Source organism: Microbacterium sp., assembly GCF_044508325.1.
In the GTDB taxonomy this organism is placed as follows: Bacteria; Actinomycetota; Actinomycetes; order Actinomycetales; family Microbacteriaceae; genus Microbacterium.
In genome coordinates this window covers 116,505-129,160 of sequence record NZ_JBIQHX010000006.1, presented here as the reverse complement: position 1 = coordinate 129,160, position 12,656 = coordinate 116,505, and the positions used below count along the sequence as shown (strand labels likewise).

Below are 12,656 nucleotides of genomic sequence, written 5' to 3'. Positions count from 1 at the left end.
GGGTTTGGCGCCGCGACGGCCGGATGCGTAAAGTCATCCCGGATCGGCACACCGTCAGTCGAGGGAGAGCGCGTGGCGACGTCTGGGAAGTCCCCCAAGGATCGGGCGGCGCGTGAGGAGCGCGAGCGGGTCCGGCTGTACCGTGCGCGCACCGAGTTCCACGCCGCGGTCGTACGGCGGCGCGCGCGCGACAATGTGATCGCCGGAGTGGCCGGCGGCCTCCTGGTCGCCGCGATCCTCGGCGGCCAGATCGCCTACTACACGGCAGGTCCCGGCGCACCGCAGCCCGCGCCCACCGAGACGACCACCCCGGTGCCCACGACCGGCCCGAGTGACGCTCCGACGCCGAGCCCCACGTCGAGCCCCGAACCCGCCCCCACGGCGTCACCCACGTCCTGACAGGGCTCCGGCATCCGCCCGTATTAGGCTTGTCGCGTCCTCGTGCCCTCGGCACCCGCCGCGACGATTGAGCTCCCGTGACATCCGCAGACAACCCCGAAGAGAACACCGCGCAGCCCGCTCCCGTACCGGCACCGCGGCCCGTTCCCCGTCCGATGCCGCGTCCGGCCGGGCCGGCCGCACCGGTCCCCGTCGAGCAGTGGGGTCGGGTCGCCGAGGACGGGACCGTCTCGGTGCGGGAGGGCGATGGATGGCGTGAGGTCGGCCAGTACCCGGACGGCACCGCCGAGGAGGCCCTCGCCTACTTCTCGCGGAAGTTCACGGACCTCGCCGACAAGGTGGCCCTGCTCGAGCAGCGTCACCGCGGCGGCGGCGCCTCGGCGGCCGAGCTGCGCACCGCCGCGGAGCGTCTGGCCGCCGACGTGTCCGGCGCCGCCGCCGTGGGCGATCTCGCCGGACTGTCGGCTCGCCTCGACGCGCTCACGGAGGCTCTCGGCGCGGCCAGCGAAGCCGAGGCCGCCGCCGCGCGCGAAGCGGTCGAGCAGGCCGTGGTCCGGCGCACCGAGCTGGTGGAGCGGATCGAGGAGCTGGCGGCGCGGGACCCGAAGACGATCCAGTGGAAGCAGACCTCCGCCGAGGTCGCCGAGCTGTTCGAGCAGTGGCAGAGCCAGCAGCAGAACGGGCCGCGGCTGCCGAAGTCCACGTCCCAGCAGCTCTGGAAGCGCTTCCGCGATGCACGCGCGAGCCTGGACCGCCGGCGCCGCGAGTTCTATGCCGAGATGGACGAGACGCACAAGGCGGCGCGCGATCGCAAGACCGCGCTCGTCGAGAAGGCGGAGGCGCTGGCCCCGAAGGGCGAGGACGGCATCGCGGCGTATCGCGACCTGCTCGAGCAGTGGAAGGGTGCGGGCCGGGCCGGCCGGAAGGCCGACGACGCCCTGTGGGCGCGATTCAAGGCCGCCGGAGACGTCCTGTACGGTGCCCGTGCAGCCCGTGATGCGGCGGAGATCGAAGCCTCCCGCGAGAAGATCGAGCAGCGTGAGGCGCTGCTCGAAGAGGCCAAGGCCATCGCAGACGAGCCCGAGATCGCCAAGGCCCGCGCGCTCCTGACCGGTATCCAGCGCCGCTGGGACGAGGTCGGTCGCATCTTCCCCCGCGACCGGGAGCGCGCGCTCGACGACGAGCTGCGGCGCATCGAGCAGGCCGTGCGGGCGCGCGAGGACGCCGATTGGAAGCGCAACAACCCCGAGACGAAGGCGCGCGCCAACGACATGACACGCCAGCTGACCGAGGCCATCGAGAAGCTCGAGGCCGAGCTGGCGCAGGCGCGCGCCGCAGGCGACACCAAGGCGGCCGCCGAGGCGGAGGAGGCCCTGAGCGCCCGGAAGGCCTGGCTGTCAGCCCTCGGCGGCTGAGTTCTCCACAGATCGCCGCGCGGGCGGCGTCCGCCTCGCGGGCATCCGTCACGCTGTGGGTATGCCGATCACCGCTGCCGACCGCTTCGTGCTCTTCCCCCATCGGGGGCACTCCCACGCCGAGCTCTCTGCCGCGCGGATCGACGGCCGCCTCGTCGAACTCGGCGAGGGGTACATTCCCGCCGACGCCGTCGAGACCCCCGCGCTCCGGGCCGCCTCGCTGGCCCCTGTGCTCGGCGACCGCCTCGCCGCGACCCATCTGACCGCTGCCTGGGTGCACGGCGCCGTCGACGCCCTGCCGGCCCGCCTGCATGTGCAGCGCGCCGTGGCGCACCGCATCCGCTCCGTCCTGGACCACCGGATCGTCTATCGCGACAGCCGGGTGCCCCCGCGGGATGTCACCCGCCTCGGCGGTGTGATGGTGACCACCGCCGCGCGCACCCTCGCCGATCTCGTCCGGGCACAGATCGGCGGCGCCGAGGACGCTTCGACGACGTCCGCGATCGCGCGGCTGGGCGCCGAACCCGGTGCGGCGCGCGAGGCCATCGTGTCGCTCGCGCTGCAGGACGCGGTGCCCGGCAAGCCCGCGGCGATCGCACTGCTGCGGCGGATCGAGCGCGCCGCTACGACGACGTGACGCGGTAGACGTCGTACACGGCGTCGATGCGCCGCACGGCGTTGAGCACTCTGTCCAGGTGCACGGTGTCGCCCATCTCGAACACGAACCGGCTGATGGCAAGCCGGTCGTTCGTCGTCGAGACCGTCGCCGAGAGGATGTTCACGTGGTGCTCGCTGAGCACCCTCGTGACATCGGAGAGCAGCCCCGAGCGGTCGAGGGCCTCGACCTGGATCTGGACGAGGAAGACGCTCTTGGTCGTCGGCGCCCACTCCACATCGATCATGCGCTCGGGATCGGCGCGCAGCGTCTTGACGTTCGTGCAGTCGGCCCGGTGCACCGAGACGCCCTGACCACGCGTCACGAAGCCGACGATCTCGTCGCCGGGAACCGGGGTGCAGCACTTGGCGAGCTTGACGAGGATGTCCGGGGACCCGCGCACGAGGATCCCGGCGTCGCTTCCGCGCGGGCTGCGCTGGCGGCCGATGGGCAGGTCGATGGCGCCCGTGCTCGTATCGGCGGCGCTGACCAGCGCCGTCACCTTCTCGAGCACCGACTGAGTGGAGACGTGGCCCTCGCCCACCGCCGCATAGAGCGCCGAGACATCCTCGTACTTGAGCTGCTGCGCGACCTCGGCGAACGAATCCTGGTTCATCAGGCGCTGCAGGGGCAGATTCTGCCTCCGCATCGCGCGGGCGATCGCTTCCTTCCCCTGCTCGATCGCCTCCTCGCGACGCTCCTTCGTGAACCAGCCGCGGATCTTGCTGCGGGCCCGGGTGCTTTTGACGAAGCTCAGCCAGTCCTGGCTCGGGCCGGCATCCGGGTTCTTCGAGGTGAAGACCTCGACGACGTCACCGCTTTTGAGCTCGGTCTCCAGCGGCACCAGCCGGCCGTTGACCTTGGCGCCCATCGTGCGGTGGCCGACCTCGGTGTGCACGGCATACGCGAAGTCGACCGGGGTGGCCCCGCCCGGAAGCCCGATGACGCGGCCCTTCGGGGTGAAGACGTAGACCTCCTTCGCGCCGATCTCGTAACGCAGCGAGTCGAGGAACTCCCCCGGGTCGGCGGTCTCGGCCTGCCAGTCCGAGATGTGGGCGAGCCACGCCATGTCGGCGTCGGCTACACGAGACGACCCCTTGCCGCCGCCCAGCTGCTCCTTGTACTTCCAGTGCGCCGCGACACCGTACTCGGCCTGCTGATGCATCTCATGGGTGCGGATCTGGATCTCGACGGTGCGCCCGCCGGGGCCGATCACAGTCGTGTGCAGGGACTGGTAGAGGTTGAACTTGGGCGTGGCGATGTAGTCCTTGAACCGGCCCGGCAGCGGCGTCCAGCGCGCGTGGATGGCTCCGAGCACCGCGTAGCAGTCGCGCACGGTGTTGACGAGGACGCGGATGCCGATGAGGTCGTAGATGTCGTCGAACTCACGACCGCGCACGACCATCTTCTGGTAGACGGAGTACAGCTGCTTGGGCCGTCCCATGACCCGGCCACGCACGCGCAGCTCGCGCAGGTCCTCGTCGACCGCGTCGATGACCTTCTGCACGTACTCCTCGCGCTGCGGCGTGCGCTGTCGGACGAGGGAGTCGATCTCGGCGTAGATCTTGGGATGCAGAACCGCGAACGACAGGTCCTCCAGTTCGGACTTGATCGTCTGGATGCCGAGCCGGTGCGCGAGCGGCGCGTAGATCTGAAGTGTCTCGGTCGCCTTCTTCTGCGCCTTCTCGGGCGGGACGAATCCCCAGGTGCGCGCGTTGTGCAGCCGGTCGGCCAGCTTGATGATGAGGACCCGGATGTCCTTCGACATGGCCACGATCATCTTGCGGACGGTCTCGGCCTGCGCCGCGTCGCCGTACTTGACCTTGTCGAGCTTGGTCACGCCGTCGACGAGCATGGCGACCTCGTCGCCGAATTCGGCCGTCAGCTCGTCGAGCTGGTACCCGGTGTCCTCGACGGTGTCGTGCAGGAGCGCGGCCGCGATGGCCCGAGGCCCCAGCCCGAGGTCAGCGAGGATCTGGGCGACCGCGACCGGATGGGTGATGTAGGGCTCGCCGCTGCGGCGCAGCTGTCCCGCATGGGCCTTGGCGGCGACCGCGTAGGCGCGCTCGACGACGGCGAGATCGCCCTTCGGGTGATTCGCCCGCACCGTGCGCAGCAGGTGCTCGACGTCGTCGCGGCGCACCGAGCGGGAGAAGATGCGGGGCACCAGTCGTCGCAGCGACGGAGCCGATGTGGTCCCGCTGGCAGCGGGCAGCGTCTCCGCCATCGCGCGCACCTCCCCCGACTCCCGACAATCCTACGCCGGGCCGGGCATGGCCCCGTCCGTCAGGCGGTCACCGCGGCGCGCTCGCGTGCCGCGAGGACCTTCTCGTCGCGCGCCTTGATGCCCTTCTCGTTCTGACGGAACAGCGCGTACAGCGGCGCCGCCACGAACAGCGTCGAGTATGCGGCCACGATGATTCCGACGAAGATCGCGAGCGAGATGTCGCTGAGCGTCTCCGCGCCGAGCCAGAACGCGCCGATGAACAGGATCGCGCCGACGGGGAGTGCGGCGACCACGGTGGTGTTGATCGATCGAACCAGCGTCTGGTTGACGCCGAGGTTCACCGATTCGCCGAAGGTCCGGGCGGTCGTCTCCCCGTCGTCATGGGTGGTCTCGCGTATCTTGTCGAACACGACGGTCGTGTCGTAGAGCGAGTACGCGAGGATCGTGAGGAACCCGATGACGGCTGCCGGCGAGATCTCGAAGCCGGCCGCGGCGTAGATCCCGATGGTGATGATCAGCACGTCCAGAAGGCCCAGGATCGCCGCCATGGACATCTTCCAGGTGCGGAAGTACAGCGCGAGGATCAGGAATGTCAGCGCGAGGAAGATGGCCAGACCCCACAGCGACTGCCGCGTGACATCCGCTCCCCAGCTCGGGCCGATGAACGAGGATGTGACCTCCTCGACGGCCACCGCGTAGGCGTCGGCGAGCGCGAAGCGGACCTCCTGCGTCTCGTCCGAGGTCATCTGATCGGTCTGGACCCGCACCGCGGTGTCGCCGATGGTCGTCACCTTGGTCGCGGCATCCGGGACGACGGACTGAACCGCCGGCGCGGCGAGCGACTGGTCGATCGGGCTGCTGAGCCCCGAGACGGTGAACTGCGACCCGCCGGTGAACTCGATCGAGAACTGGATCGGGCGGATCAGCGGCACCAGCGCCGATGCCACCACCAGGATGATCGCGATCGTGAACCACAGGCGCCGGCGCGCGACGAACGGGAACGACAGCTTCCCGGTGTACAGATCATTGCCGAACCGGCTCATGGCGCCCATCAGCGGTCACCCTCCTTCGTGGCGTCGGATGGGTCGGCGCCCGCTTTCGCCGCCGTCAGCTCGGCCTGCTTGCGTTCGGCGATGGTCTGTCGCCGCTCGGCCTCGCTGCGGGACTTGGCACGCCGCGCGGCCTGGCCCTTCCCGCCCGCTGCCGCCGGCGCGCGGAACTGCGCGCGGCCGCGATAGACGGCGCCGAGCGCCTCCGGGTCCATCCCGGAGAGGGGGTGCCCGTCTCCGAAGAACTTTGTCCGCGCCAGCAGCTGCATGACGGGGTGGGTGAACACGATGAAGATGAGCACGTCGATGATCGTGGTCAGCCCCAGCGTGAACGCGAATCCCTTCACCGTGGCGTCGGCGAGGATGTACAGCACGACGGCGGCGAGCACGTTGACCGACTTCGAGATGAAGATCGTGCGCTTGGCACGGTCCCAGCCGTCCTCCACGGCGCCGGTGATCGACTTGCCGTCGCGCAGCTCATCGCGTATCCGCTCGAAGTACACGATGAACGAGTCCGCTGTGAAGCCGATCGAGACGATGATGCCCGCGACGCCGGCGAGGGAGAGCCGGAAGCCCATCCGCCACGCGAGGATGCAGATCGCCAGGTAGGTGATGATCGCCATCACCACGAGCGAGGCGATGATCACGAAGCCCAGGGCGCGATATCCGATCAGCGAGTACAGGGCGACCAGGGCGAGGCCGATGAGGCCGGCGATGAGACCGATCTGCAGCTGCTGCGTGCCGAGGGTCGCCGAGATGGTGTCGGAGCTGACCACGGTGAAGCTCAGCGGGAGCGCGCCGTACTTCAGCTGATCGGCGAGCACCTTGGCGCTCTCCTGCGTGAACGAGCCGGAGATCGCGGGACGCCCGTCGGTGATCACCGCGTTCATGCGGGGCGCCGAGATGACGTCGCCGTCGAGGACGAACGCGAACTGGTTGCGCGGCGGCTGCATGCCGAACAGGCGCGTGCTCACCGCGGTGAAGGCCTCGGTGCCCTCGCCGTCGAAGGTGAGCCGCACCTCCCACTGGCCGTTCTGCGAATTCTGGCCGTAGGTCGCGTCGTCGATGGACGACCCGTCGAGCTCGACCGGACCCAGGATGTACTTGATGCTGCCGTCGGCCTCGCAGGTGATCAGCGGCTGGTCCTTGGGCGCGTTCGCGGGATCGTTCGCGGGATCGCTGCAGTCGTAGGCGTAGAACTGCGCCTGCAGGGCAGGGGTGATCCAGTTGAGGTCGCTGCCGTCGGTCGGCGGGACGGTCGGTGTCGCCGGCAGCGTCGGATCGGGCGTGGGGTACGGCGTGGCGACGCCGTCGTCGCCGATGAAGCTGTTCGCCGGGCTGTCCGCGTGCAGAACGGCGCGCAGCTGCAGCTGGGCGGACGCCTCGATGCGCTTGCGCGTCTCCTCGTCGGCCTGACCGGGGATCTGCACCACGATCTGGTTGCCGGCCTGGGTGGTGATGTCGGCCTCGCCGACGCCCGAGGCATCCACTCGCTGACGGATGATCGTGGCGGCCTGGTCCATCTGGTCCTGGGTGGGCGCGGTGCCGTCGGGCGTGGATGCCTGCAGGATGATCTGCGTGCCGCCCTGCAGGTCGAGCGCGAGCTCGGGCGTCCAGGAGCTCTTCTGGAAGACGTACACGCCGAGCGCGTTGATGCCGGCCAGGACGGCGATGATGATCAGGAGTCCGAGCAGCGCGCGCCACGCGTGCCGGACGGGGGTGGAAGCAGCCACGGATTCGCTTTCTCGGTGCACGCCCTTGTGCCGGGCGGGATCAGTCCTCGGTCTTGTCCTGGCGCTTGTCGTCGGCCTTCAGGCGCTCGGCCGTCTCCTCCGGCGTCTCGATGTGCGGAGCCGATCCCTGGATGGGATCGGTGGCGCCCGACGCGACATCGGCGGCGTACTCGGCCTGGTGCTCCTCCGCGGTGAGGTACTCGTCCTCGCTGAGGGTGTCGGACGGCGTCACGACGCGCAGGATCGCCTGACTGTGCACCTTGATCTGCACGCCGGGGGCCAGCTCGATGATCGCGGGCTGGTCGAGGTTCTCGGAGTCATACGACACGACCGTGCCGTACAGGCCGCCCTGGAGCAGGACCTCGGCGCCCGGGACCGTCTGCCGTGCCTTCTCCTCCTGCTCGGCCTTCATCCGCTGCGTGCGGCGCCGCGAGCTCCAGAACATGAAGACGAGGAGGACGGCCAGGAGGATGAGCAGGCCGTACTGTGCGAAGAAGTCCATGCGGAGGTCGACACCTTTCGGGAGAGGCACGCCGTAGGAAGGGCGGAAACCTGGAGGGAGGGAGGCGAAAGCCTCCACGAATTATAGGTCATCGAATCTGAGCGCGTTTTCGGCCCGCGGCACGCCCAGGTGGGCGTAGGCGGCGGGGGTCGCGATGCGACCACGCGGAGTGCGCGCGAGCAGGCCGATCCGCACCAGGTACGGCTCCACGACGCTCTCGACGGTCTCGGCCTCCTCGCCGACGGCGACCGAGAGTGTGGAAAGGCCCACCGGCCCCCCGTCGAAGCGGTGCACGAGCGCATCGAGAACCGCGCGGTCGAGCCGGTCGAGACCGATCGCGTCGACGTCGTACAACGCCAGCGCCGCCTCCACGGCCGCCAGATCGGCGCCGCCGGTCTCACCGCCGTGCACGAGCACATAGTCGCGCACGCGCCGCAGCAGGCGGTTCGCGATCCGCGGGGTGCCGCGTGAGCGGCGGGCGATCTCGGCTCGGGCCGCCGCGGGGATGTCGATACCGAGCATCGCGGCCGAGCGCGCCACGACGCGCTCGAGATCCTCGGGGTCGTAGTACTCGAGATGCGCGGTGAAGCCGAACCGATCGCGCAGCGGATTCGGCAGCAGTCCCGAGCGCGTCGTCGCACCGACGAGGGTGAACGGTGCGAGATCGAGCGGGATGCTGGTCGCGCCCGCGCCCTTGCCGACCATGATGTCGACTCGGAAGTCCTCCATCGCGAGATACAGCATCTCCTCTGCGGAGCGGGCCATGCGGTGCACCTCGTCGATGAAGAGCACCTCGCCGGGCGTGAGGCTCGACAGCAGAGCGGCCAGATCGCCCGCGTGCTGGATCGCGGGGCCGCTGGACAGGCGCAGCGGCCGGCCGCTCTCGTGGGCGACGATCATCGCCAAGGTCGTCTTGCCGAGGCCGGGCGGACCCGCCAGCAGGATGTGGTCGGCGGGCCGCTGCTGGATGCGCGCGGCCTCGAGCAGGAGGTGCAGCTGCCCGCGCACCTTGGGCTGGCCGACGAACTCACCCAGGGACAGCGGTCGCAGAGCCCCCTCGATCGCGAGCTCGGCCTCGTCCATCGGCGCGGCGTCGACGGGCACCGCCCCCTCGCGCCCCTCAGCCACGTGCCGCCTCCGCGGGTCGTGCCGGTCCGAGCCGGGCCAGGGCGAGACGCAGCAGCGCGGTCACCGAGCCGCGCTCCGAGGCGTCCGCGTCGGAGAGGATGGCGTCCAGCGCCTCCGCGGCGGTGCGCTCGTTCCACCCGAGTCCGACGAGCGCCTGGGTCACCTGGGCCTGCACGGCGCCGGCCACCGAGGCGGGCGCGGTCTGCACCGCCGGAGCGGCGAGCTTTCCGGTGAGGTGCACGACGATGAGCTTCGCGGTCTTCGGCCCGATGCCGGAGACCTTGCGGAACGGAGCATCGTCCTCGGCGGCGACCGCCTCGGCGATGGCGGGCACCGTCATCGCCGACAGCACGCCCATCCCGGACTTCGGCCCCACGCCGGGCACGCCGAGCAGCTGTGCGAACACGGCCAGCTCGTCGCGCGTCTCGAATCCGTAGAGCGCGAGGGCGTCCTCGCGGACGACGAGGTGGGTGTGCAGCCGGATGCGCTCCCCGGCACGGGCGGCGCGCGCCAGCTGAGGCGACACCGTCACCGACAGCCCGACGCCCCCGACCTCCACGACGACGGCATCGGCGTCGGCGAGGACGACGGTTCCGTGCAGGGACGAGATCATGCCTCGAGCCTAGGCGAGGCTTCGGAGCTTTGTTCGACCGACACGCGCAGCGTCATCGTCGCGCGAGGCGCTCCGCCTCCAGCCAGGCGCGCTGGGCGGGCGTCGGTGCCCCGATGGCGCCGGCGACCGGCGCGCGCCCCCGCCAGGCGTGGCACAGCGCGAGCGCGAGCGCGTCGGCGGCGTCGGCGGGAGTGGGCGGGGCGTCCAGGCGCAGGATGCGCGCCACCATCGTCTGCACCTGGCGCTTGTCGGCCGAGCCGTAGCCGGTGATCGCGGCCTTGACCTCGGTCGGCGTGTGCAGGGCGGCCGGCAGGCCGCGCTCGGCCGCGAGCAGCAGGGCGACTCCGCTGGCCTGCGCCGTGCCCATCACGGTGTGCCGGTTCTGCTGGGCGAAGACGCGCTCGACGGCCACCACCTGCGGCTCATGCACGTCGAGAAGGGCGCGGATTCCGCGCGCGACCCCCGCGAGCCGCTCTTCGACCGGGGCGTCCGGCGCGGTGCGGATGACTCCGACGTGCACGAGCACCGCGGAGCGGTCGGCGGCGACATCCACGATCCCGACGCCGCAGCGGGTCAGACCCGGGTCGATGCCGAGCACACGGAGGGAACGGGATGCCACGCGCTCCACGCTAGGCGGGGCGGGCCCTGCGGCGGGCGCGACGCGCCCGGCGCCGCCCACCCGGACGGGTCAATCCTCTTCGAGCTCTGCCTGCACCTGGGCGGTCAGGTCGAAGTTGCTGTACACGTTCTGCACGTCGTCGCTGTCCTCGAGGGCGTCGATGAGCCGGAACACCTTGCGCGCCGTGTCGGCGTCGATCTCGACCTTCAGCGACGGCACGAACTCGACATCCGCGGACTCGTAGTCGAGCCCCGCGTCCTGCAGGGCGGCGCGGACCGGGACGAGGTCGGCCGCGTCTGTGATCACCTCGAAGCCCTGCGCGTGCGGCTCGACCTCCTCGGCGCCCGCCTCCAGAGCCGCCAGCATGACGTCGTCCTCGGTGGTCCCCTCGCCGGAGACGACGATGACGCCCTTGCGCGAGAAGTTGTACGAGACGGAGCCCGGGTCCGCCAGGGTGCCGCCGTTGCGGGTGAGTGCGGTGCGCACCTCGGCCGCGGCGCGGTTCTTGTTGTCGGTGAGGCACTCGATCAGCAGCGCCACGCCGTTGGGACCGTAGCCCTCGTACATGATCGTCTGGTATTCGACGGCGTCGCCGGAGATGCCCGCACCCCGCTTGATGGCGCGGTCGATGTTGTCGTTCGGGACGGAGGTCTTCTTCGCCTTCTGGACCGCGTCGTACAGCGTCGGGTTGCCGTTGAGGTCGGGACCGCCCAGCTTGGCGGCGACCTCGATGTTCTTGATGAGCTTGGCGAACGACTTGGCGCGGCGCGCGTCGATGACGGCCTTCTTGTGCTTCGTCGTCGCCCACTTGGAGTGGCCGGACATGTCTCCAAGTTTACGGGGACGCGCGGTACCCCCTCGCAGGGGCGCATCGATCGTCAGCGGGGAGCGACACCGCCCAGGGCCGCGAGGCGCACCATGCCCTGCGCGGTGTGGGTCTGCAGCCGATCGAGCACCTCGTCGAGTCGGGCCGAGCCGGGGTGCCCCGGGGGGACGCGTGCAGGGTTCAGCGCCACCCCGGACGCCCAGGCGGCGATGTCGGGCTCGGCGCCGAAGGCCCTGGCGTTGCGGGCGCCGATGACGGTCATGCGCGCCCACGTCGCAGGTGAGTCGGAGTAGGGGGACGGCGGGCACAGGCGGTTCTTCTCCCCGTCGTCCGCGCGGGACGCCTCCACGTACCCGACGAGCGCGGCGCCGAAGCAGGGGAACCCGGATCGGATGGGCTGGAGCGTGATCGCCTCGGGCGTCCAGACCGGAACCGACGGCGGATAGACGAGGCCTGCTCCCGCGCAGTGGACGATGAGCGCGTCGTCCTTGATCGCCACCGCGCCGTCGGCGAACTCGAGCCGGCCGCGGTGCACCCCCGCGAGGTGCCCGCGACGGACCACGTGCTCGATACTGCGCAGCAGTTCGAGCTCCCAAGTCGCGAGGGTGGGGGTCTTCGCCATGGTGGGCGTCACCGCCCGATCGATGCGGAGCATGATGCCCGCATCCTCGAGCCTGAGGAACAGCTCATCGAGCGAGGCGGCCGACGCGGCGGTTTCCATCGTGTCGGCGACCATCGCGAGGAACACCTCCGGAACGGGCTGGATCACCGATCGGTCGAGCATCCACGGGTCGCGCGGCCGCACCCAGCAGATCGAGTCGGGCGCGACGCCGCGTTCCAGCAGCCAGACGCAGGCATCCGTGGCCGTCTTCCCCGCGCCGACGACCACATACTCGCTCGCAGCCCCCGCGAGGTGCGCCAGCTCGCCGACGGGCACGACACGGGCGCCGTCACCGACATCGAAAGGCGGCGGCGTCTCGGCGGGAATCCGTGGGGCCAGGTGGTGCGCATCGACGATCCGGCAGTGCTCGGGCACGACGAAACGCTCGCCCGACACCCGCGACACGAAGGTGCGATCGCCCCGGTATTCGCAGGCGGGGTGGAATTCGACCCGGTCCGACTCGAGGAAGCGGTCGGCCAGGATCCGTTCGAAGTAGGTGCAGATCTCGGCCTTCGCCGCACGCTCCTGAAGCCCGGCCTCGGGCCCGCGATGCTGCACGCGCCCGCCGCCGAGCAGCGTCGAGGCCACGCCGTAGAAGGCGGATGCCTGGTGCAGGCGAACGAACGGGTAAGCCTCAGGCCAGTGCCCGCCGACGCCGTGACGACGGTCGATGAGTGCCACGCGCACCTTCTCGGCGTGGTCGATCAGAGCGTCGGTGAACGCCATCCCTGTGGCGCCGGCACCCACCACCAGGTAGTCGGCATCGACCGCGCGGGTCACGGCACTACTCAAGCACCCTCCGGGACAGGCCGTCTACGTGCGCTCCATC

General features: G+C 70.6%; 12 protein-coding genes. 3 read left to right on the top strand and 9 right to left on the bottom strand.

Annotation, left to right across the window (positions count from 1 at the left end):
• Positions 1-72: 72 nt before the first annotated feature.
• The 3 genes from ACIWQI_RS07170 (at position 73) to ACIWQI_RS07160 (ending at position 2,451) form a co-directional block, all read left to right on the top strand.
• Entirely contained in the window at positions 73-399 is a 327-nt protein-coding gene (locus ACIWQI_RS07170) for a dioxygenase (RefSeq protein ID WP_396656449.1), read from the top strand.
• Between the two features lie 155 nt (positions 400-554).
• Positions 555-1,814 carry a DUF349 domain-containing protein gene (locus tag ACIWQI_RS07165; RefSeq protein ID WP_396656521.1) on the top strand — a complete coding sequence of 420 codons (1,260 nt, stop codon included), beginning with the start codon at positions 555-557 and terminating at the stop codon, positions 1,812-1,814.
• 61 nt (positions 1,815-1,875) lie between these two features.
• Entirely contained in the window at positions 1,876-2,451 is a 576-nt protein-coding gene (locus ACIWQI_RS07160; RefSeq protein WP_396656448.1) for a hypothetical protein, read from the top strand.
• Here ACIWQI_RS07160 and ACIWQI_RS07155 read toward each other — a convergent pair.
• From ACIWQI_RS07155 to ACIWQI_RS07115, 9 genes are all read right to left on the bottom strand, one after another.
• A complete protein-coding gene (locus tag ACIWQI_RS07155; RefSeq protein ID WP_396656447.1) occupies positions 2,438-4,696 on the bottom strand; it encodes a RelA/SpoT family protein in 2,259 nt (752 codons plus the stop codon). The genes ACIWQI_RS07160 and ACIWQI_RS07155 overlap by 14 nt on opposite strands.
• A 59-nt stretch (positions 4,697-4,755) precedes the next feature.
• Positions 4,756-5,748: a protein translocase subunit SecF gene (secF, locus tag ACIWQI_RS07150; protein ID WP_396656446.1), complete on the bottom strand. Its 993-nt coding sequence runs from the start codon at positions 5,746-5,748 to the stop codon at positions 4,756-4,758.
• Positions 5,748-7,478 carry a protein translocase subunit SecD gene (gene secD, locus ACIWQI_RS07145; protein WP_396656445.1) on the bottom strand — a complete coding sequence of 577 codons (1,731 nt, stop codon included), beginning with the start codon at positions 7,476-7,478 and terminating at the stop codon, positions 5,748-5,750. Before secD ends, secF begins: the two co-directional genes overlap by 1 nt.
• Positions 7,479-7,518: 40 nt before the next feature.
• Positions 7,519-7,980 carry a preprotein translocase subunit YajC gene (gene yajC, locus ACIWQI_RS07140; protein WP_396656444.1) on the bottom strand — a complete coding sequence of 154 codons (462 nt, stop codon included), beginning with the start codon at positions 7,978-7,980 and terminating at the stop codon, positions 7,519-7,521.
• Between the two features lie 81 nt (positions 7,981-8,061).
• Positions 8,062-9,063 carry a Holliday junction branch migration DNA helicase RuvB gene (gene ruvB / locus ACIWQI_RS07135; protein WP_396656520.1) on the bottom strand — a complete coding sequence of 334 codons (1,002 nt, stop codon included), beginning with the start codon at positions 9,061-9,063 and terminating at the stop codon, positions 8,062-8,064.
• Positions 9,064-9,100: 37 nt separating this feature from the next.
• Positions 9,101-9,721, bottom strand: coding sequence for a Holliday junction branch migration protein RuvA (gene ruvA / locus ACIWQI_RS07130; RefSeq protein ID WP_396656443.1), 621 nt, complete (start codon positions 9,719-9,721; stop codon positions 9,101-9,103).
• A 52-nt stretch (positions 9,722-9,773) separates the two neighbouring features.
• Positions 9,774-10,340 (bottom strand): crossover junction endodeoxyribonuclease RuvC, encoded by a 567-nt coding sequence (gene ruvC / locus ACIWQI_RS07125; protein WP_396656442.1) that lies wholly within the window; start codon positions 10,338-10,340, stop codon positions 9,774-9,776.
• A gap of 69 nt (positions 10,341-10,409) precedes the next feature.
• The gene (locus ACIWQI_RS07120) at positions 10,410-11,165 is read right to left on the bottom strand and encodes a YebC/PmpR family DNA-binding transcriptional regulator (RefSeq protein ID WP_396656441.1); all 756 of its coding nucleotides are present in this window, start codon (positions 11,163-11,165) and stop codon (positions 10,410-10,412) included.
• A 53-nt stretch (positions 11,166-11,218) separates the two neighbouring features.
• On the bottom strand, positions 11,219-12,607 hold the full coding sequence (locus tag ACIWQI_RS07115) for an NAD(P)-binding protein (RefSeq protein WP_396656440.1): 1,389 nt from the start codon (positions 12,605-12,607) through the stop codon (positions 11,219-11,221).
• Positions 12,608-12,656 lie beyond the last annotated feature (49 nt).

Coding starts and splice junctions, on each gene's coding strand:
- yajC (WP_396656444.1), bottom strand. CDS start 7,980: ATGGACTTCTTCGCACAGTACGGCCTGCTCATCCTCCTGGCCGTCCTC.
- ACIWQI_RS07160 (WP_396656448.1), top strand. CDS start 1,876: ATGCCGATCACCGCTGCCGACCGCTTCGTGCTCTTCCCCCATCGGGGG.
- ACIWQI_RS07120 (WP_396656441.1), bottom strand. CDS start 11,165: ATGTCCGGCCACTCCAAGTGGGCGACGACGAAGCACAAGAAGGCCGTC.
- secF (WP_396656446.1), bottom strand. CDS start 5,748: ATGGGCGCCATGAGCCGGTTCGGCAATGATCTGTACACCGGGAAGCTG.
- ruvB (WP_396656520.1), bottom strand. CDS start 9,063: ATGGACGAGGCCGAGCTCGCGATCGAGGGGGCTCTGCGACCGCTGTCC.
- ruvA (WP_396656443.1), bottom strand. CDS start 9,721: ATGATCTCGTCCCTGCACGGAACCGTCGTCCTCGCCGACGCCGATGCC.
- ACIWQI_RS07155 (WP_396656447.1), bottom strand. CDS start 4,696: ATGGCGGAGACGCTGCCCGCTGCCAGCGGGACCACATCGGCTCCGTCG.
- ACIWQI_RS07165 (WP_396656521.1), top strand. CDS start 555: ATGCCGCGTCCGGCCGGGCCGGCCGCACCGGTCCCCGTCGAGCAGTGG.